The organism is Flavihumibacter profundi, assembly GCF_020076305.1.
Classification (GTDB): Bacteria; Bacteroidota; Bacteroidia; order Chitinophagales; family Chitinophagaceae; genus Flavihumibacter; species Flavihumibacter profundi.
Map to the genome: position 1 here is coordinate 2,001,794 of NZ_JAIQXE010000001.1, position 19,744 is coordinate 2,021,537.

The following is a 19,744-nucleotide window of genomic DNA, read 5'->3' on the forward strand; positions in this document are numbered from 1 at the left end:
ATCCACTTGATGATTCACCCATAAAACCACAACAGTCGCGCATTTACCAGCGCAAGGGTCCATTCACTCAGTAATTTCATAATACAAAATACCTGAGGGCCCATTATGAAAAAAATATTCCTGATTACTGTATGGTTATCCTGCTTTATCCTTCAGGGTTACAGCCAGGTTACCAATGCGTTCAAAACAGACAGCACCAGGCTCGACAGCCTGAAAAGGACGCTACCCGCAGCTAAAGGCAGTGACAGGGTAGACCTGATGAACTCCATTGCAGGCAAAACCCTCTTAAATGCAGGCGGTAGTCCCCGGAAAAGAATTGATACCTGCCTTTTTTATTCCGGGATAGCATACAAAGAAGCTGAAAAGCTGGGTTACAAAAAAGGAATGGCAATAGCCTTATTGTCCTTAGCCGGCGTTGAAGCCGGCATGAACCAACCCGTGAAGGATGAAGCTACCAAGGTAAAAGATATGCGGAAAGCCTTAACCATAGCACAAGAATTAAATGATTATAAACTGCTTGGCATGGCTTATGCAGCATTGGCCTATATGCCTTCAGTAAGGAAGGATTTTAACCTGCATGTGGACTATTATAAAAAGGCCATAGATTATTTTTTAAAAGCAGGTGACACTTTAAATGCAGCCGAAATCAGCAACTGGTTTACGGGTGATTATGAAGAAAGGGGCGAATATGAACAGGCCTTCGACTATGCAAAACAAAGCGTGGACCTGTCAAAAAAGGCCGGCACAGATTTCTCCATGAACTGGAAACAATTTCTTGTACAATTTTCATTAGAGAGCATGGCCGAATTGTACTCTTTTGCGGGTGATTATGCAACGGCCATGAGCTATATTAAGGAGAATGCCCGGTATGGAAAGGAGAATAACACCGATTGGGATAATATGGACCTGGACATTGCTAACCTCTTTTCCAAAATGGGCAAATATGATTCTGCAATGGCTTATGTAAATAGGGTGGACACCAATTCTCCTCCGGGTTTGTTTCCCGGAAGGAAAGCTGCCCTGGCGCAAATCTACCTGAACGGAACTAAGGAATACGAAAAGGCAATACCGCTTTTCCAAAGCTGCAGTGACACCGTAAGGAAATACTTTCCCGACAGCGTTTACGCTACGGCAAGGTATTCCATTTACATTGGCCAGGCCTATGACGGATTGAAAAATTATCCTGTTGCCCTGAAATATGCCAAAGAAGGCGTGGGCTTAGCTGAGGAAAAACAACAGCGCCCTATTTTGATGGACGGATACCAGGTACTTTCATCCATCTACCACCATCTCGGGAAAAATGACAGCGCTTATGCCTGTCTTATGAAATTCAACGCGATAAAAGACTCTATCCAAAACAAACAATTTTTATTGCGGATCTACAACTCCAAAAAAGATGCAGAGGATGAAAAGAAAAAGGCGCAGATTGGCTTACTGATGAAAGACAATAAGATAAAACAACAGCAACTTAAGGAAGAAAGCCTTATGAAAAACTTTTTGTTTGTTTTCCTGATCGCCCTCGTTTTAACAGGCATTTTTATTTTCAGGACCTTAACTTTAAAAAGGAAAAATGACAGGCTGCAAAACAGCAAGCAGCAAGCGGAACTGCAGGAAAAGGCAACACGCTTAGAAATGCAGGCCCTGCGCGCCCAGATGAACCCGCATTTCATTTTCAATTGCCTTAGCTCGATTAACTGTTTTATCCTGGAAAATGAAACGGAAAAAGCATCAGATTACTTAACCCGGTTTTCAAGATTAATCCGAATGGTGCTTAACAATTCAGAGAAATCGCTGATTTCCCTGGACGAGGAATTAAAGATGCTTAAACTATACCTCGATATGGAGCGATTGCGGTTTGAAAATTCCTTTGACTATAATATCACTTACACAAATGACGTAGATGCAGATACAGCATTAGTTCCGCCATTATTGTTACAACCATTTTGTGAAAATGCCATCTGGCATGGCCTTATGAATAAGGAAGGGCAGGGACACCTGAATATTACTATCAAAAAGGAAAATGAATACCTGAATTGCATTATAACGGATGATGGCATTGGAAGGGCAAAAGCCCGCGCATTAAATACCGGATCAGCGAAAAAAGAAAAATCCATGGGCTTGAAAATCACCACGGAACGTTTGTCGCTTTTTAACCAGGACAAGGACCTGCATTCCTTTTATGAGATAGATGATATTATTGATAGCAATGGGCTTATGACCGGAACAAAAGTGAGTATAAAGATCAGGCATAAAAATATTATGGAAGCCGTTGCTTAATTTTATACAATATGATCAAGGCAATCATTATAGATGATGAACCTAATTGCTGCAAAACACTCTCCCTGCTTTTAAACCGCTATTGCCCGGAGGTCCAGGTAACTGGCGTTTTTAATAATGGGAAAGATGCACTAAAAGCTATTGAGACCGCATCTCCTGACCTTGTTTTCCTGGATGTGGAAATGCCGAAAATGAATGGGTTTGAAATGCTTGAACAATTACCCGCTATTAATTTTCACCTCGTCTTTACCACCAGTTACGACCAATACGCCTTAAAAGCATTCCGGTTCAGCGCCATTGATTATTTATTGAAACCTATTGACCGGGAAGAGCTGCAAAACGCAGTGCGCAAAATCGTTAAACGGAATGAAATAACCGGCGCCGAACAGCTCCAGGTGCTGTTTCAAAAACTGCATCACCCTGCTGCCTCAGTTTCAAAAATAGCCTTGCCCACCATGGAAGGGTTGCAAATGATCCCGGTTAATTCGATCATAAGTTGCGAAGCCAATGATAATTACACAACACTGGTCCTCAAAGGCAACAAAAAACTGGTAGTGTCCATCACACTTAAAGCAGTAGAAGATTTGCTCGATGATTACTCCTTCATCCGGGTACATCGCTCCTTTCTTGTAAATATTGATGAAGTGGAAAAATTTGTCAAAGCCGATGGCGGCTATGTGGTAATGAGCGATGGCCAGCATATCTATATTTCGAAAAACAAAAAAGAAGAACTCCTGCAAAAATTGCTAAAAACCAGGGGATAATAATTCCTTGCTTTTCTATTCCCTCAATAGTTTCCGCAGATCAATGCCTACTCAATGTAGTTTGCTCATTCTGCCTGGCTTCATTCAGTTCATTTATCGAGATTTAAAGACCATCAAACTGAATAGCCATGAACAGTACAACTCCATTTGCAGGTAACCTGATTTTCATGTTGCTATGCATCCTGTCATTGGATACTAATGCCCAGACAAACATCCATGGAAAAGTAGTGGACACAACGGGCAAACCCATTCACCAGGCGAATGTATTGTTGCTGAACGCCAAAGATTCCGTGTTGATAAAAGGTAAGCTCACCAATGAACAGGGCATTTTTGTTTTTGAAAATATCAATCCCGGCAAATACCTGATCACCTCTACCTATACCGGCGCTAAGCCAGTATTTACACCGCTCATCAATATCACCAGTCTCGATAAGAATATTGACCTCGGCAGTATTATGCTGGCTGAAACCGCCATGGAACTAAAGGAAGTTACTGTTGTGCGTAAAAGGCCACTTTATGAACAAAAGATTGATCGCCTGGTCATTAATGTGGCCGCTGGCATTACGTATTCGGGACTTACAGTTTTGGATGTACTGGAGCGTTCACCAGGGATCACGGTAAACAGGTTAAGCGGATCTCTTTCCATCAATGGGAAGTCTGGGGTGATTATAATGATCAACGGAAAAAGGAACTATATGGACCTGGCTACTGTGTTGCAGATGCTTTCAGGACAACCTTCCAATAATGTGGAACGCATTGAAGTGATCACCACGCCTCCCGCCAATTACGACGCAGAAGGCAATGCCGGCATTATCAATATCGTACTCAAATCAAATAACAAGTATGGCACCAATGGCTCCTATTCACTGATGGCAGGATATAGTAAAGCGGAACAGAACAGCGCAAGTTTGAATATCAACCACAGGAAGGGCAAGGTGAATATTTTCGGGAATTATTCTTTTTCGAGGTATCACCTGCAGCAGTTCTGGACTAATTACCGGTCTATTGTTTTCGATGGAGTTCCCAAAGAAAATTATTCCGAAAACAACCGGGATGCGGTTGAAGCCCAGCACAATGTCCAGGCGGGTATTGATGTCGAACTTAGCAAGAAGACCATCGTTGGGGCCCTTGTTTCAGGAAACTACAGGAATTGGAGCATGCAATCCCTGAACAATGCCATAATTAGTTCAAACAAGCAGGTAGATACTACCGTTAAAGTGGATAACAACGAGGTACACAATACCTTGTATTACGGAGCCAACCTGAACCTGCAGCACAGTTTCAAACCTGAGGAGAAACTAACGGTCAACCTGGATTTCCTGCATTACAAAGACAAAAACCCAAACACCTATTCCAACAATTATTATAATCTTCCCGGGGCCTTCCTGTACAACGAAAACGTGAGAAGCAGTAAGGTCACACCACTGACATTCTGGGTTGGATCTTTGGATTATACCCGGAAACTTTCGAAGAAAATGGACATGGAAGCAGGCCTAAAGGGAACTACCTCCCAATCATTGAATGATGTAGGGGTAAGCACCCTTGTGCAAAATGACTGGATAACGGATTCCCTCTACTCCGGATTGCATAATACCCACGAAAGTATTGGTGCAGCTTACAGTAGCTTCAACCTGAATATCTCGGAAAAAACATCCATGAAATTCGGGCTGCGTTATGAATATACACATACCAGGATTAGCGCTGATTCAAAGGATGGAGGTGTAAAAAGGGATTATAGTAATTTATTCCCGAGCTTATTCTTTTTGCACAACATTAAAGAGGACCAGTCTGTAAATTTCACCTACAGCAGGCGGATATGGAGGCCCAGCTTTTCCGACCTGGCGCCATACGTGATCTTCCTTGACCCCAAAACATTCAGTACAGGGAACCCGGCTTTACAACCTGCGATCATCGATGCTGCCAGCACCGCCTTTACCATAAAAAACAAGATCATTACATTCTCTTACGATCATATCAGCCACCTCATAAATGAGGTACCGAAAATTGATGAAGCGACCAACAAAATGGTGAAAGCAGTACAGAATTCACAAGGCGCCCAAAGTCTTTCCCTTGGACTTTCGCTACCCTTTACCATCAGTAAATGGTTCAACATACAGAACAACCTGACCGGAACCTGGAGCCAGATGAATGCATTCTATAAGGCAGCTGTAAAAACAGAGAATTTTGGTTATTACCTGAACTGCGGCCAGAATTTTATACTACCTAAGGATTTCTCCATAGGCTTGACGGAATATTATAATTCGGGCAGCATATGGGGCCTGTATCATTTTAAACCTTCAGGTTCGGTGGATATCGGTGCGCAAAAGAAACTGGGCAAATCCAGGTCTGTATTATCATTGAATTTGAATAATGTTTTCAATACACAGACAGGCCGCATTTATGCTGATATCCCCGAACAAAACCTGGTGATCAGGATTAATCAAACCTACAGTTATCCGGCGATCAGCTTAACATTCATCAAGAACTTCGGAAACGATAAGGTCACCGGCAAGCGGGAGCGATCAACCGGCGCTGAAGATGAAAAGAACAGGGCGAATTAACAAACAGGCCTCTACAAATTTTCGTTCACACATCAACCGCCGCAATTCGTCATAAGAATCCACCGTTCGCTGGTTCTGGTTTCAAACCATACCGTTTACAGCCTAGTTTCAGATATCAGAATGCCGATTCTTTTTAGTAAATTATTAATCATTTAACCGGCATTGCTGATTCCATTATGAAAAAGCAATTATTGATCATTGCAACCCTTACTGCATTTACCCTTAAAGCACAATGCCAGGACAAGAATTTAAACTATAAATACAGCCTGATCCTGGATAGCCTTAAAGCCAAATTACCTGCATTAAAAGATAGTGCCAGGGTGGACTGCCTTAATGCCATAAGCGAAACCTTTGTGTATTTGTATAATTCCTATAACTCTCCGGGATTTAAGACCAGGGGCGACTCAATGTCTAAATATTCTGCAATAGCCTATAAAGAAGCTTCAGGTTTAGGGTACAAATATGGAATGGGCATTTCACTTTTAGATCTTGCCTTGGCTAGTCGTATAGGGGATAATAAAGATTCCACATCCATTTATAACAACCGGAAAGCCATGGCTATAGGAAAAGAAATCCAAAATGAAAAACTCCTTGGCCTAACTTATTTAGACAGGCCCGAAGGGGATAATATGGAAAATTACAAGCAAGCCCTTTACTATTTCCAAAGAGCCGGGGACCAGAAAATGGAATTGGAAACCCTGACCAATATCGTCTGGGATTATACCAATGGAGAACAGAGCGTTGAAGGTATTGACTATGCAGAAAGAGCTATCCAGGTAGCCCAAAAAATAGTTCCATCCACTCCCTGGGAAGATGAAATGGTTCAATGGTCATATAAAAATATGGCTGATTTGTATAAGACCGCAGGTGACTACCAAACGGCCCTGGATTATGTCAGGAAGAGCGATATTTATGGAAAGGCAACTGATGGGATGAAAGAAGATATCAGCTTTTCCGAATTGTACTACCTGATGGGAAAGTATGACTCTGCCGCATATTACTGGGACTTCTGGAATAAAGATTATGCCACTTATCATTTTGGCCACCAGGCCTTTGGAAATACATTAAGAGGCAATATCTATTTAAAAAAAGGAGATTATGACAAAGCAATTGCGATGTTTAATTTAAGCCTTAACGCATTCAGGAAAGACGGGAAATATAATACGAAAAACACTTACGGCCTGGCCAGGCCAATGTTGGCAATGGGAGAAGCATATGCGGCCAAAAATGACAATAAAACGGCATTAAGTTATGCAACCCAGGGTCTGGGTTACGCCATGGCGAATAATATTAATCAATCAAAGATTAATGGATTTGAATTAATATCAAGGATATATTATAAACTCGGAAAAAGCGATAGTGCATACCTGTATCTAAGGAAGTATATCACGCTTAAAGATTCCGTACAGAACAACCAGTTTATATGGCGCCTTAACAATTATAAAAAAGCAGCAGCAGACGCCAATAAAGAGGCCCGCATTGGGTTTCTGAACAAAGACAACAAAATAAAGGAACAGCAATTAAAACAAGAGGCAACATTTAAAAAATTCCTGATAGCGGTTTTTATTTCAGTTATACTGGCAGGATTATATGTTTTCAGAAATCTCACCCTGAAAAGAAAAAATGAAAAACTAGAAAGTGAAAAGAAACAGGCTGAACTTTACCGGCAGGCAGCAGAACTTGAAATGCAGGCCCTGCGCGCACAAATGAACCCGCATTTTATTTTCAACTGCCTTAGCTCTATCAACCGCTTCATTTTAAAAAATGAAAGCAAAACAGCATCCAATTACCTGACGCGTTTCTCCAGGCTGATTCGCATGGTACTGATCAATTCACAAAAACCATTGATAACCCTGGAAGATGAATTGCAAATGCTGCGCCTTTACCTCGACATGGAGCGCCTAAGGTTTAAGGAATCCTTTGATTTCAGCATCACTTTTCTCAATGCCATGGATGACGATAATATCTTCATTCCGCCGCTGTTACTTCAACCTTTCTGTGAAAACGCCATCTGGCACGGGTTGATGCATAAAGACGGACAAGGGCGTCTTGATATCACCCTTAGTTTAGGGAATAACATCTTATATTGTACCATCACAGATAACGGTATTGGCCGTGAGAAAGCCGAAGAAATCAAGAGCAAATCAGCGGAAAAGGAAAAATCAATGGGATTGAAGATTACCACTGAACGGCTGGCCTTACTGAACCGTGAAAAAGGGGTGCATACATCTTATCAAATGGAAGATTTACTGGATGAAAATGGAAATCCTTCAGGGACAAAAGTCCATTTAAGAATAAGTTATAAAGAATCAGTGGAAGCGATTATTTAAAAAAATAACCAGCTAATTCATGATCAGGGCAATAATAATTGACGATGAACCATATTGTTGTGAAGCATTAGCAACAATGCTGGAAGATTATTGTCCGGAGGTGGAGATATTGGGCACTTATCACAATAGCATAGATGGCCTGGCTGCCATCCGGCAGAAGTCGCCCGACCTTGTTTTCCTGGATGTAGAAATGCCGAAGATGAATGGCTTTGATATGCTGGCACAACTTCCTACGGTTAATTTTGAAATCATCTTCACCACCAGCTATGACCAGTATGCGCTGAAAGCCATCCGGTTCAGCGCCATTGATTATCTGCTAAAACCTGTCGACCAGGAAGAACTGGTGAAAGCGGTCCAAAAAGTTATCCAACGATCCCAAAAACCAATTGCGCAACAATTGGAAATACTACTGCAGAAAATACACAATCCCTCAACGCCCATAAGTAAAATGGCCATGCCCACCATGGAAGGATTGCAAATGATCCAGGTAAACCAGATCATCAGTTGCGAGTCAGACAGCAATTACACAATACTTCACCTGAAAGACAAAAAACGAAAAGTCGTTTCTTCCACCTTAAAAGAAATTGAGGAATTACTGGAAGAACATTCATTCCTCCGTGTGCACCGCTGTTACCTTGTCAACCTGAACGAAATTGAAAAATACATGAAAGGCGAAGGCGGGTTCCTGGTAATGAGCGATGGCTCTACCGTGGATGTTTCCCGTGGCAAGAAAGAGTTATTATTAAAAAAGCTTTTACCCGGATAAGCCTATAATCCATATTTATCCACCATATAAACCAGGTTGGCCATATTAATAGCACCCAATTCGAGTTCACGTTTATTCACTTCTTCAAACTTGTCGTTTGCTGCATGGTGGTGGTCAAAATACCTTTGCGAATCGGGCATCAGCTCCCCTACCGTAGCACCCAGGGCCCGCAGGCTTTCCACATCTGCCCCTGCTGATCCTATTTCAAAAGCATACACACCGTAAGGGATGAACAGCGGCATCCAGGACCTGAGCCTCGCTAATTTGTCTGCATCAGCCACCAGGCTGAAACCCCGTGGCGTAAATCCGCCGGCATCCGATTCTATAGCCAGTATATGATGTTTGTTTTCTGCCTTTGCAAACGCCGTATACCGGTTACTACCCGAGCCGCGGTTTTCCTCATCTGTAAACAATACTACACGGATGGTACGTTTCGGACGTATGCCTAATTTCCTGAAGACCCTGATCAACTCCATCGTTTGTACACAACCGGCGCCATCATCATGCGCGCCTTCGGCAAGATCCCAGGAATCAAGATGGCCACCTATCGTAATGACCTCATTGGGAAATTCACTGCCTCTCAACTCAGCCACTACATTATGGCCAATGGCATCCGGGAGCGTTGTACATGTAGTCCGGAAATATAATTCAGCACTATTGTTACGCTGCAATTCATCCGACAGCAAATCACCATCCCGGGTGCTGATGGCAACGGCAGGCACTTTCGGGAAGGAGTCATTGTAGCCCATGCCGCCGGTATGCGGATAATCGTCGATGCTGCTGGAAAGCGACCGGATGACTGTTCCAACCGCACCATACCTGGCAGCCTTCGAAGCGCCGGTCCACCGATACTGCGTGGTTTCAAAATAGCCCTGTGTCGTTACGACATGGGTCGGGTTAAACCGGACATTGAAATATACTATCCTGCCCTTAATACCTTTCTCACCCAGTGCATCGAGTTCATCAAAGGAATGCACTTCCACCACCTTTGCCTTTATACCCTTGGTTCCTGTTCCCATTGAATTGCCCAGTGCGCAGATACGCAAAGGCATTTTACTGCCATTACTTCCTGCTATCCAGGCCGTTTCCTTCTCTCCCCGCACCCAATGCGGCACTTTTGTGTCCTGCAGGTAAACAGTATCAGCGCCCATTTCTTTCATCATCCGGAAGGTTTCCTTTTCTGCGCGTACCATTTGCGGGGAGCCGCTTAACCTCGGTCCGATTTGCTTACAAAGGATTCTTAAATTGCCATAGGCCTGGCCATTCGTCAGGATATCATCAGCAATTCTCCTGAAGGCCAGGGAATCTGCTTCCTGGGCATTGGCCACGGTATATAATCCAAAACAAATACAGCTTAAGAGGAGAAATTTTCTCATAACTTAGAAACTAATCATTAAATATACTTATGTCTTCATCTTCCAGGCGAAAATTTATCCGGCAGCTCAGCACAGCCGGACTGGCCATGACTGCCGGGTCTTTCAATATCCTTAAAGCCAATACGGGTATCAGGGAAGAGATTTTACCGATGCCGCAAAGATTCAGCGCCAATGACCGGATACGGGTCGGACTGATTGGCACGGGCATCATGGGCAATGCCGACATAAGTACCGCATTGAAAATTCCGGGGGTGGAGTTTGTTGCTGCATGCGACCTGTACAAAGGAAGGTTGACTGCTGTCCAGGAAAAATATGGCAACCAGGTTTTTACAACCAGGGATTACCGTGAGCTCCTGGCGAAAAAAGATATCGACGCGGTGATTATAGGAACGGCAGACCTGTGGCATTCGCGCATATCCATCGACGCGATGAATATGGGTAAACATGTGTACTGTGAAAAACCAATGGTGAAAGAAATCTCCCAGGGGCATGGGGTGATTGAAACAGCAAAAAAAACCAATAAAGTAATCCAGATCGGCAGCCAGGGCATCAGCGGACTGGTTCACCTGAAAGCAAAGGAATTATATGAAGCTGGAGAGATCGGTAAACTGAATTGTATTGATGCCAGCATCGACCGCCACAGCGCTATGGGTGCCTGGCAATACACTATCCCATCAGATGCTTCGCCGGAAACGGTTGACTGGGACCGTTATATTGCCGGTTTGCCCAAACAGCCCTTCGACGCAAAGAAATTTTTCAGGTGGCGGAACTACCGCGAATTCGGGACCGGTGCGGCAGGTGATATGTTTGTGCACCTGCTCACGGAAATCCATATGATCACCGGGTCGAAAGGGCCTTCGCGCATTTATTGCAACGGCCAGTTGAGTTACTGGAAAGATGGCCGCGATGTACCCGATGTAATGAATGCATTGATGGACTATCCTGAAACACCCGAACATCCGGCCTTCCAGGTAAACCTGCGGCTTAATTTCGCCAGTGGTGTTGGTGATGGCTACCGGCTGCGCTTCATTGGCGATGAGGGAGCCATGGAAATTGGCGATGACCTTACCATTACCCATGACCTGTTACCGAAAGCCCCGGGTATAGGCTATTGGGATGCACTGGGCACTTATCCAAAAGCCATGCAGGACAACCTGCAGAAAGCCTATGATGAAAAATATACTGCAGCTGATAAAGCAAAACCTACTAAAGACCCGATCCGTTATAAGGCACCGGAAGGCCATGATGAACATGTGGAACATTTCAAGAATTTCTTCAACGCGGTGCGTACCGGTGGAAAGGTTGTGGAAGATGCCGTATTTGGTTTTCGCGCTGCTGCGCCCTGCCTCGCCTGCAATGAAAGCTATTTCCATAAAAAGCTGGTGAACTGGGATCCGGTAGCTATGAAACTGGTGGTGTAAAAAACAAACTATGAATAAGAAAATCTGGTTGGCTGAACCCGAGCAGCATGATTTTCCAGCTGCATTAGATTACCTTGAATTATTGTTTCCGGTAAGCATTGCCGCAGAAATTGTCAATCGCCTCGAAAAAAGTAAAACAGTCAATAAAAAAGCAAAGGATATACTTCGCGCCAGTGAATTACCGCTGTTACCCAGGGACAATATCCATGTGAAAGAAAACATGCAAAAAGTAAAGAAAGGCAAAAAGTTATCGCCGGTATTACTGGTAAGGGACGGGAAATTAATTATAGCTGATGGGTACCATCGTGTGTGTACCATCTATTACCTTTCAGAAGACCTTGAAGTGCCGTGCAGGATAGCAGATAAGGATTAAGGTCATAGAAAATACCTAAACAATAAGTTATGGATTACGAAATATTAACCCGGTTTTTATTAGCAGCCTTATGGGGCGGATTGGTTGGCGCAGAGCGTGAATACAGGAGCAAGTCCGCGGGGTTCCGGACGATGATCATGATATCAATGGGCTCCTGCTTTTTCACCATGATGTCGGTACTGATAGGTGCGGGTACCAGTTCAGACCGCATTGCCTCAAACATTGTAACCGGTATTGGTTTTTTAGGCGCCGGTGTCATCTTCATGGGCGAGAACCGTATAAACGGTATTACCACTGCGGCGACTATCTGGATGGTAGCTGCAGTGGGCATGGGAATTGGGTCTGGTTATTATTTTTCTTCCGCCTGTGCCAGTGTGTTGGTATTAATTGTCCTGACAATCTTACCTCGCTTTGAAAGTAAAATCGAAACCTTAAACCAATCGAAAACTTACCATATTCGTTGCACATTTGCGCCCAACAGGCAGCAGCATTTTGAAGAATTGTTTCAACAGTTCAACCTGAAATACAAATTAGCCAACGAAAATAAGGAAGGCAATGCCTTAAGTATGTCCTGGCAGGCCCAGGGCCGGGCAAAGAATCACAAAAAATTTGCGGACGCAATAATGGTGGATGAACTGGTAGAAAGGTTTGAGTATTGAAAATGACCAAATTCATTCTGAAACATGTTATATATCATATAATATGTTTGCTTGCATCAATATATTGCATACCGGTTTTACTAACCGGCTATTGTTGTTATTGCACCCAATAACACACAACCTCATTCACATTAAACCTTAACAAAATGGGAACAACAATGAAAGGGCTCGTTTACGGCGGACCCGGAAAAATAGAACTGAAAGAAATACCCAAACCAGCTATTGAAAAGCCCACAGATGCATTGGTTAAAATCTTAAAAACAACTATCTGCGGCACCGACCTTGGTATCCTGCATGGCAAAACACCAAGTTGCAAACCAGGCACAACACTGGGCCATGAAGGCGTAGGTGTAATTGAAGAAGTGGGCCAGGCAGTCCGTAGTTTTAAAAAAGGCGATCATGTGATCATCTCCTGCATCACATCCGATGGCACCTGCGAGTATTGCAAAAAACAAATGTATTCCCATTGCGAAGATGGTGGCTGGATATTGGGTCATTTAATCAATGGTACGCAGGCGGAATATGTACGCATCCCACATGCAGATAACAGCCTGCATCATATCCCCGCCGGAGCTGATGAAGAAGCCCTGGTGATGCTAAGCGACATATTGCCCACCGGCCATGAGATTGGTGTGCAGAATGGACAGGTAAAGCCCGGTGACACCATTGCTATTGTTGGTGCCGGTCCAATCGGTATGTCCGTACTGCTGACTTCACAGTTTTATTCACCGGCAAAAATCTTTATGATCGACCTGGATGAAAACCGCCTGAAAGTGGCTAAAACATTCGGGGCAACCGTTACCATCAATTCGGGAAAAGAAGATGCCGTAAAGAAAATCATGGGTGAAACAAAAGACGGCGTGGATGTAGCTATTGAAGCTGTAGGCATGCCTGCAACTTTCGATATTTGCCAGCAGATCATTCGTCCAGGCGGACATATTGCGAACGTTGGCGTACATGGCAAAAGCGTGGACCTGCAAATTCAAAACCTCTGGATCCAGAATATTACTTTAACAACCGGACTGGTCAATACCAATACTACGCCGATGTTGTTAAAAACAGTTACATCCGGGAGAATTGATCCTAAAAAATTAATCACCCATCATTTTAAACTGAAAGATATCCTTCATGCTTACGAGGTATTTGGTAATGCATCAAAAGAAAAGGCGATGAAGGTTATCATAGAGCCATAATGATTTACCCCGGAGTAAAGATTTACTCAGGCTACTACATTCTGCACGGTTCCCTGCTGGAAACTCCTGATCAGTTTAACGATCCCATCCAGCAGTTGAATCCGCGATTGCTGTGATGCCCAGGCCAGGTGGGGCGTTACATGGCAGTTGGGCAGGCTGGTCAACAGGTCATCAGCCGGCGGCTCTGCAGATAACACATCAACTATCGCAGTAAAAGCCGGATGGGCCCGCAGGTGTGCCGCCAGGGAGGATTCATGAATAAGTCCGCCCCTGCCTGTATTGATCAGTAACGCATCCTGTTTCATACTGGCAAGACTCGCAGCATTGATGATTTCTTTCGTTGTATTGTTGAGCGGGGCATGCAGGGTCAGGACATCAGCCTGCCGGAAAATTTCTTCCAGTGCCACAGCCTGTGTATAAGAATAATCACCTGGAATGGGATAGGCAGTATGGGCGAGCACCCGCATGCCAAAAGCATGTGCCAGGCTTGCCACCCTTTTGCCGATAGTGCCGAATCCTATAATCCCCAGCGTCTTTGCAGAAAGGTTTTGGATGGAGTGGTCATAAAAACAAAAATCCTTTTGTTGCTGCCACCTTCCTTTGGATGTTTCCTGGAAATAGTGAGCCAGTTTGTGGTAGTGGGCCAGCATGGCGGCCATCACATACTGGGCTACGCCCTCCGTTGAATAGGCCCTAACATTACTCACCGGAATGCCACGTGCAGCGGTAGCTGCCAGGTCGATATTGTTATAACCTGTTGCGGCCACAACAATATATTTCAGGGTTTTGGCATGGCTGAGCAGGCTTGCCGTGACCTTATGTTTATTCACGATCAGGATATCGGCATCAACTACCCTGGCGGCTTCTTCGGCAACAGTAGTAAATGGATACAACTGCAAATTACCAAGGGCTTGCAGTGCAGCAAAAGAAAGATCATTTACTGCATTCAGGGTATGGGCATCAAGGAAAACTATTTTCATCTGGTATACAGGTATTTCGAAAAATGAACAATTTAATTTCAGGTTATATTTTCACAAAGATCTTTTTCCGGTACAATATATACAGGAAAACCCAAACCAGTACCAACGCACCCAGGCTCTGGAACACCAGGTGCCAGGCCTCCGGACTATTCACATACAAGCCTTCAAACAGCAACTTCGAGGTAAACCCAAAATCTATAAAATGATAGGCCAGGTAAATGGTGATGCTGTTCATACCGATCACCACAAAAAAGAAAGCCCATTTTTTAAATTGTAAAATATCAATCACCCAATAAAATAAAGACAGGAGCAGGAAAGACATCCCACCCGTTAACATGATGAATGAACTGCTCCAGAGTCTTTTGTTAATAGGGAAATGCAGGTTCCATACCAGGCCAATGCCGATACATATAACGCCAAACAGGAGCAAGTTTTTCAGTTTGCTATAGGCAGCAATTCCTGGCTCGCTTAATACATCGCCGGCAATGCTGCCCATTATCGCCAGGCATAATGCCGGTAATTGTGTAAACAAGCCGTTCTCATCGAATGTACCCTGCAATAAACGGCCTGGCAGTATGGTGCGGTCGATATAGCCATGCAGGTTACCTTCAAAAGAAAGATCACCGGCACCATAACCCGGCACTGGAATCAGGAACATCGCAGCATAATAAAACAATAATATGCCCGCTGCCCATAGCATCCGTGCCTTTGTCTTAAAATTCAGGTACAATACTGTGGTCACAAAGCCGGCAATAGCGATGCGCTGTAATACCCCACCGAGGCGTACATGCGGCCAGTCAAAAAACGGGAAGGGTGTATTTTTTTCCAGTATCCCCAAAGCGATTAAAATCAACATCCTTTTGAATGCCTTCCTGTACAAATCCGCTTTGGGCAGGCCTTTTGCCAGTGCGGCATTCAATGAAAAAGGAATCGATACACCCGCAATAAAAAGGAAAAGCGGAAAAATAAAATCATAGAAAGTAAAACCATTCCATGCTGTATGGTGAAACTGTGCGGCAATAGCATCCACCCAGGGCATAGCAGTCTTCCCTTCCAGCGATTCAATAAATGCGCCAAGGCCACAGATCATCAGCATATCGAAACCACGAAGTGCATCAATGGATACAAGTCTTTGCGATTGATTGGTGGATGTAGTTGATTGCATGTAAAATTTCTATTTTGACATTTGGTTGTCCTCAGGAAAAGCGCTTTTGCATCCCCGGTAGACTGCCATGGGAATGGATGGCAATCACTGCCAAAACTGCGAGGATAACAAGCAGGATAAACAACAACCCAACCCAGTTTCCGGGCTGGAGTCCTTTCCCGGTAAATGCAGCTTTAACTTTAGGCAGGAAAAATAGCAAAACAGCCAGGTTAAGCAGGTACAGCCATTGTTCCAGGCTTAGTCCATTTGTTAAAACATCCGAATTCAGGAAATGAAAAATGGTATATAGACCCAGGCTCGCGATGAAGAAAACAAAAACATTGTTGAAACCATATGCCGCTGATGAACGCTTTTCATCGTAAAATTTCTTAATAAAGAACCCGGAAAATAAAAATACCCCGCCAAGTGCAACCCATTGTTTAATGCTGGCGAAACCAATACTGGTTTCAGGTTGCCGTCCGTTGAAAGATTTGTCCCAGAGAATAAACGGGATGATCAGTGTAATAAAAACAACAGGCAAGAATCCCTGCTGTTTTGCACTAACCGGGGCAGGCTGTTCCCAATCAGCTGAGAAAGTGCCGTAAGCCATACCGCAGCCACCAAAAAACCCGATGGAATACTCCATTACATTCCAGAGATTGACAGAATGGAGCCCGGCAGAATCGCCCATCACCTGCAGGAAATTGCCGAAGGCAAAACCAAATCCGGCACCGAGGGCGGAGAAAACCGCCACGCGGATAGGTGCATGGTGTTTGTTCCGGAACAGGTACCAGGTAAGTGCGAAGGACATCCCCAGGCAGGCAGCCCATTCTTCGCCCCTCGGCGGTGTCATCAGCCATTCGAATTCGCTGATCAGGAAATAGTAAAAAAGCAAACCACCACAGATCATTTCCACGATCAGCGTATGCCATTGCACTTTGTTGCCCGGGCGGTCAGATAAAGCCAGTCCGAATAAACCGCCGCCGATCCAGCCGAAGAGTCCGCCGATGACCAGCAACATAGCCAGGCCGTAAAATACATTCCCGAAATAATTGCCACGGCCATAGCCCACGACCATGCCATAACTGATAATACCGCCTATGCCCCATCCTGCCGCGGCTGCCATGGTTGCCGCTAAAAACCGGTTGTACCAGTCTGCGCGCTTTGCCACCAGGATAACGCCCAGGGCCCCGATACCACCAGCCCATGCAGCGCCATATTCATGCCCGAATGACCCCCGGATTGCCCAGGCGGTTCCCAATGCCATGCCGGCTAATAATACGGCAGGAAGATTATTTTTTAGTGTATTCATCTCCGTGAAATATAGGTCAATATTAAGGGAAAATAGCGCATAACAGGCCTGGTTATACTATTAAAAGAGCCATCCGGAAATACGGTAATTCCGCCTTCCGCCTTTCCGGATTTGCCCGATTTCATCATCAATTTTCCAAACCTATGAAAACCATGCAGAATGGCCAGAACAATCAAGAACGGTTTTACAAGGAAATTTAGATTGGTTTTTACCATCTGGATTAGTTTTCATGTCAGGAATTGGCTTAAAAAATCGGCAACCGGGAATCCGGGAAAAGCGGAAATAAAGCGACCATTTGATGACAAAAAACTTGTCGTTGGCGCAGGTATAGTGTTGCAGTTGGCGCAGTTTTGCCTTGGTTTTTTAGCACTTTTCAGGCACTTTCTACTAGGTTTTGCGTAGGTCTGCAGGCTTATTGCGGCGCTTTGTTATCAGTTTTTAGGCAAATTCCAGGCACTATCCCGGCACTATCCCGGCACTATCCCGGCTCTTACCCAATGGTTACCTATCTGAATGGATCGTTCCCTATTTGCGGTGTTGAAGAATACCTCATATTAATTCTGTGCTGCGTGCTTTTTTCATTAAATAGTACATAGTCGTTTTTCATTAAAAATTTTGCATAACTATACCTCCCCGAAAATTAGCCACCAAGTTTTTTTAACAATCTGGCAAAAGATGGTAATAATCTGCATTGATCATGTAATAATCTGCATTTCACTATCCCCAAAAAACAAAGCGGCTTAAAAAAAAGCCGCTGCATCAAAAAGAAAAAGCGCCTGGATTTTCCGATTTCGCTCCCGTTTTTTCTCTTTTGGAAATTTTGTATCCATCATGCACCGCCTCAATCAATGGCGATTAAATTTTCTGGTTGTTGGCAATATCCTCACCATCCGCGCCAGGGATGATTTCCGCGTGGTCAATGAACTGGTTGAGACCTATGCCGCAGACGGCAACCTGCCTCGTTTAAGATTTAAATTTACTGAGCCGCAATACTTCTGACTTTGCCAAAATAAGCGATCAATATTATTAACCCCTGGGATCAATAAGTTTACTTCAGGATATTCGATTTTATATTGATGATCTGTTTAAGACAACAGTTGAGTGTCATAAATATTTAATCTGGGTTTTTCGTAAGATTTAATGAATTCGGAAAATAAAACCGGGAAAATATTGAATCAATTTATTCTTCATAACAATCCAGCATTACCGGGTTAACCAAATATAGGTTCTTCAAAAAAGGAATTGTAACTTACAGCAGGCATTTATTGGCAAACAAACAAGTGCTTCATTTTACCAATCGGTATACCGTGAAGCGTATTCTACTATATTGTATCTTTTTCATTCCATTTGCACTTCCTGCGCAAACAGTCATCTCTATAAACATTAACGGCTCCATCAATCCCGTAACCGCTGATTATATTCATGAAGGCATCCGGAAGGCATATTATGATAAGGCTGAATGCCTGGTTATTCACCTAAATACACCTGGTGGTTTACTTCAATCAACGCGAATTATAGTCAGCAGTATGCTGGAGGCTCCTGTGCCTGTAATCGTGTATGTATCACCAGGTGGCGCACATGCAGGTTCAGCGGGGGTCTTCCTCACCATGGCCGCCAATATCGCCGTGATGGCTCCTGGAACAAATATTGGTGCAGCCCATCCTGTCAGTTTGTACCAGGCAACCGATTCAATTATGAATGAAAAAGGAACAAATGACGCAGCAGCATTTATACGGACAATCGCAGAAAAGCGAAACCGGAATATGCAGTGGGCTGAAGATGCTGTTCGACAAAGTGTTTCCATCACAGAAAAAGAAGCAGTGAAAAATAATGTTATAGACCTTATTGCTGTTAATGAACAAGACCTGTTAAACCAGGTTGATGGCAAACAGGTTGAGCTTGGTGCTTCATCCGTGACCCTTCATACAAAAAATGCAAGGGTAACACTGTACGAAATGAGTTTTACAGAAAAGTTGCTGAACATCCTCAGTGACCCCAATATCACCTACATTATACTGATGCTGGGGCTTTTTGGACTCCTGTTTGAATTATACAATCCCGGTGCCATCCTGCCCGGCATTATTGGAGTTATAGCCATCATTATCGCTTTTTATTCGATGCAGACCCTGCCCATCAATTATGCAGGTATAGCCCTGATCATTTTTGCGCTTGTCCTTTTTTTGCTTGAGCTCAAAATAGTAAGTCACGGATTACTGGCCATTGGCGCGGTTATTTCACTACTGTTGGGATCCATGATGTTAATCAAAAGCAATTCATCATTAGAGTTTGTAAAAATTTCGATGGGCGTTATCATTTCGTCCACTATAATTACGTCCCTGTTTTTTTTGTATGTGATTGGGATGGGGTTAAACGCACAAAGAAGGAAAGCTGTAACTGGAATCGAAGCAATGATTGGCGCAACCGGGGTGTCGCTGGATACACTTGACCCTGCGGGCACAATAATGTTACGGGGAGAAGTCTGGAATGCTGAAGCCATAGCAGGAAACATCAGCAAAGGAGAAAAAGTTCTCGTGAAGGATATGAGAAACCTGAAATTATATGTTGAAAAAACAGCCAATTAACCCTAA

The 19,744-nt window shown here is 43.9% G+C and carries 16 protein-coding genes; 12 read left to right on the top strand and 4 right to left on the bottom strand.

Translation table 11 applies throughout. The features are described from left to right. The first annotated feature begins 105 nt into the window (after positions 1-105). The 5 genes from LAQ65_RS08615 (at position 106) to LAQ65_RS08635 (ending at position 8,698) form a co-directional block, all read left to right on the top strand. Positions 106-2,277 (top strand): tetratricopeptide repeat-containing sensor histidine kinase, encoded by a 2,172-nt coding sequence (locus LAQ65_RS08615; protein WP_224116547.1) that lies wholly within the window; start codon positions 106-108, stop codon positions 2,275-2,277. Between the two features lie 11 nt (positions 2,278-2,288). Further along, a complete protein-coding gene (locus LAQ65_RS08620; protein ID WP_224116548.1) occupies positions 2,289-3,041 on the top strand; it encodes a LytR/AlgR family response regulator transcription factor in 753 nt (250 codons plus the stop codon). 128 nt (positions 3,042-3,169) lie between these two features. Beyond that, positions 3,170-5,602 carry an outer membrane beta-barrel protein gene (locus tag LAQ65_RS08625; RefSeq protein WP_224116549.1) on the top strand — a complete coding sequence of 811 codons (2,433 nt, stop codon included), beginning with the start codon at positions 3,170-3,172 and terminating at the stop codon, positions 5,600-5,602. A gap of 176 nt (positions 5,603-5,778) precedes the next feature. Beyond that, positions 5,779-7,932, top strand: a complete 2,154-nt coding sequence (locus tag LAQ65_RS08630; RefSeq protein WP_224116550.1) for a tetratricopeptide repeat-containing sensor histidine kinase — start codon at positions 5,779-5,781, stop codon at positions 7,930-7,932. 19 nt (positions 7,933-7,951) lie between these two features. Next, positions 7,952-8,698 (top strand): LytR/AlgR family response regulator transcription factor, encoded by a 747-nt coding sequence (locus LAQ65_RS08635; protein ID WP_224116551.1) that lies wholly within the window; start codon positions 7,952-7,954, stop codon positions 8,696-8,698. Positions 8,699-8,700: 2 nt separating this feature from the next. Here LAQ65_RS08635 and LAQ65_RS08640 read toward each other — a convergent pair whose 3' ends face one another. Next, positions 8,701-10,074, bottom strand: a complete 1,374-nt coding sequence (locus LAQ65_RS08640) for a M20/M25/M40 family metallo-hydrolase (RefSeq protein WP_224116552.1) — start codon at positions 10,072-10,074, stop codon at positions 8,701-8,703. Positions 10,075-10,103: 29 nt separating this feature from the next. Between LAQ65_RS08640 and LAQ65_RS08645 the strand changes: the two genes are divergently transcribed. From LAQ65_RS08645 to LAQ65_RS08660, 4 genes are all read left to right on the top strand, one after another. Then, positions 10,104-11,495, top strand: a complete 1,392-nt coding sequence (locus tag LAQ65_RS08645) for a Gfo/Idh/MocA family protein (RefSeq protein WP_224116553.1) — start codon at positions 10,104-10,106, stop codon at positions 11,493-11,495. Positions 11,496-11,505: 10 nt separating this feature from the next. Beyond that, on the top strand, positions 11,506-11,868 hold the full coding sequence (locus tag LAQ65_RS08650; RefSeq protein ID WP_224116554.1) for a hypothetical protein: 363 nt from the start codon (positions 11,506-11,508) through the stop codon (positions 11,866-11,868). A 29-nt stretch (positions 11,869-11,897) separates the two neighbouring features. Beyond that, entirely contained in the window at positions 11,898-12,527 is a 630-nt protein-coding gene (locus tag LAQ65_RS08655; RefSeq protein ID WP_224116555.1) for an MgtC/SapB family protein, read from the top strand. Positions 12,528-12,673: 146 nt separating this feature from the next. After that, positions 12,674-13,720: a zinc-dependent alcohol dehydrogenase family protein gene (locus LAQ65_RS08660; RefSeq protein ID WP_224116556.1), complete on the top strand. Its 1,047-nt coding sequence runs from the start codon at positions 12,674-12,676 to the stop codon at positions 13,718-13,720. A gap of 26 nt (positions 13,721-13,746) precedes the next feature. Here the strand turns inward: LAQ65_RS08660 and LAQ65_RS08665 are convergent, their stop codons facing one another. The 3 genes from LAQ65_RS08665 to LAQ65_RS08675 are packed head-to-tail and all read right to left on the bottom strand — an operon-like array spanning position 13,747 to position 17,156. Then, entirely contained in the window at positions 13,747-14,700 is a 954-nt protein-coding gene (locus LAQ65_RS08665) for a D-2-hydroxyacid dehydrogenase (RefSeq protein ID WP_224116557.1), read from the bottom strand. Between the two features lie 43 nt (positions 14,701-14,743). Further along, positions 14,744-15,865: an acyltransferase family protein gene (locus LAQ65_RS08670; protein WP_224116558.1), complete on the bottom strand. Its 1,122-nt coding sequence runs from the start codon at positions 15,863-15,865 to the stop codon at positions 14,744-14,746. Between the two features lie 31 nt (positions 15,866-15,896). Then, positions 15,897-17,156, bottom strand: a complete 1,260-nt coding sequence (locus LAQ65_RS08675; RefSeq protein ID WP_224116559.1) for a hypothetical protein — start codon at positions 17,154-17,156, stop codon at positions 15,897-15,899. 159 nt (positions 17,157-17,315) lie between these two features. On the opposite strand from LAQ65_RS08675, the gene LAQ65_RS08680 reads away from it, so the two are divergent. From LAQ65_RS08680 to LAQ65_RS08690, 3 genes are all read left to right on the top strand, one after another. Further along, complete coding sequence (locus LAQ65_RS08680; RefSeq protein WP_224116560.1) at positions 17,316-17,558, top strand: hypothetical protein; 243 nt, start codon at positions 17,316-17,318, stop codon at positions 17,556-17,558. Positions 17,559-17,987: 429 nt separating this feature from the next. After that, a complete protein-coding gene (locus tag LAQ65_RS08685) occupies positions 17,988-18,155 on the top strand; it encodes a hypothetical protein (RefSeq protein WP_224116561.1) in 168 nt (55 codons plus the stop codon). Between the two features lie 308 nt (positions 18,156-18,463). Further along, a complete protein-coding gene (locus tag LAQ65_RS08690) occupies positions 18,464-19,738 on the top strand; it encodes an NfeD family protein (protein WP_224116562.1) in 1,275 nt (424 codons plus the stop codon). Positions 19,739-19,744: the final 6 nt, after the last annotated feature.

What these genes read in the sequence shown, in the direction of transcription:
- LAQ65_RS08615 (WP_224116547.1), top strand. Translation starts at nt 106, where the DNA reads ATGAAAAAAATATTCCTGATTACTGTATGGTTATCCTGCTTTATCCTT.
- LAQ65_RS08685 (WP_224116561.1), top strand. Translation starts at nt 17,988, where the DNA reads ATGCACCGCCTCAATCAATGGCGATTAAATTTTCTGGTTGTTGGCAAT.
- LAQ65_RS08640 (WP_224116552.1), bottom strand. Translation starts at nt 10,074, where the DNA reads ATGAGAAAATTTCTCCTCTTAAGCTGTATTTGTTTTGGATTATATACC.
- LAQ65_RS08670 (WP_224116558.1), bottom strand. Translation starts at nt 15,865, where the DNA reads ATGCAATCAACTACATCCACCAATCAATCGCAAAGACTTGTATCCATT.
- LAQ65_RS08650 (WP_224116554.1), top strand. Translation starts at nt 11,506, where the DNA reads ATGAATAAGAAAATCTGGTTGGCTGAACCCGAGCAGCATGATTTTCCA.
- LAQ65_RS08680 (WP_224116560.1), top strand. Translation starts at nt 17,316, where the DNA reads ATGGCCAGAACAATCAAGAACGGTTTTACAAGGAAATTTAGATTGGTT.
- LAQ65_RS08660 (WP_224116556.1), top strand. Translation starts at nt 12,674, where the DNA reads ATGGGAACAACAATGAAAGGGCTCGTTTACGGCGGACCCGGAAAAATA.
- LAQ65_RS08675 (WP_224116559.1), bottom strand. Translation starts at nt 17,156, where the DNA reads ATGAATACACTAAAAAATAATCTTCCTGCCGTATTATTAGCCGGCATG.
- LAQ65_RS08620 (WP_224116548.1), top strand. Translation starts at nt 2,289, where the DNA reads ATGATCAAGGCAATCATTATAGATGATGAACCTAATTGCTGCAAAACA.
- LAQ65_RS08625 (WP_224116549.1), top strand. Translation starts at nt 3,170, where the DNA reads ATGAACAGTACAACTCCATTTGCAGGTAACCTGATTTTCATGTTGCTA.
- LAQ65_RS08655 (WP_224116555.1), top strand. Translation starts at nt 11,898, where the DNA reads ATGGATTACGAAATATTAACCCGGTTTTTATTAGCAGCCTTATGGGGC.
- LAQ65_RS08635 (WP_224116551.1), top strand. Translation starts at nt 7,952, where the DNA reads ATGATCAGGGCAATAATAATTGACGATGAACCATATTGTTGTGAAGCA.
- LAQ65_RS08645 (WP_224116553.1), top strand. Translation starts at nt 10,104, where the DNA reads ATGTCTTCATCTTCCAGGCGAAAATTTATCCGGCAGCTCAGCACAGCC.
- LAQ65_RS08665 (WP_224116557.1), bottom strand. Translation starts at nt 14,700, where the DNA reads ATGAAAATAGTTTTCCTTGATGCCCATACCCTGAATGCAGTAAATGAT.
- LAQ65_RS08630 (WP_224116550.1), top strand. Translation starts at nt 5,779, where the DNA reads ATGAAAAAGCAATTATTGATCATTGCAACCCTTACTGCATTTACCCTT.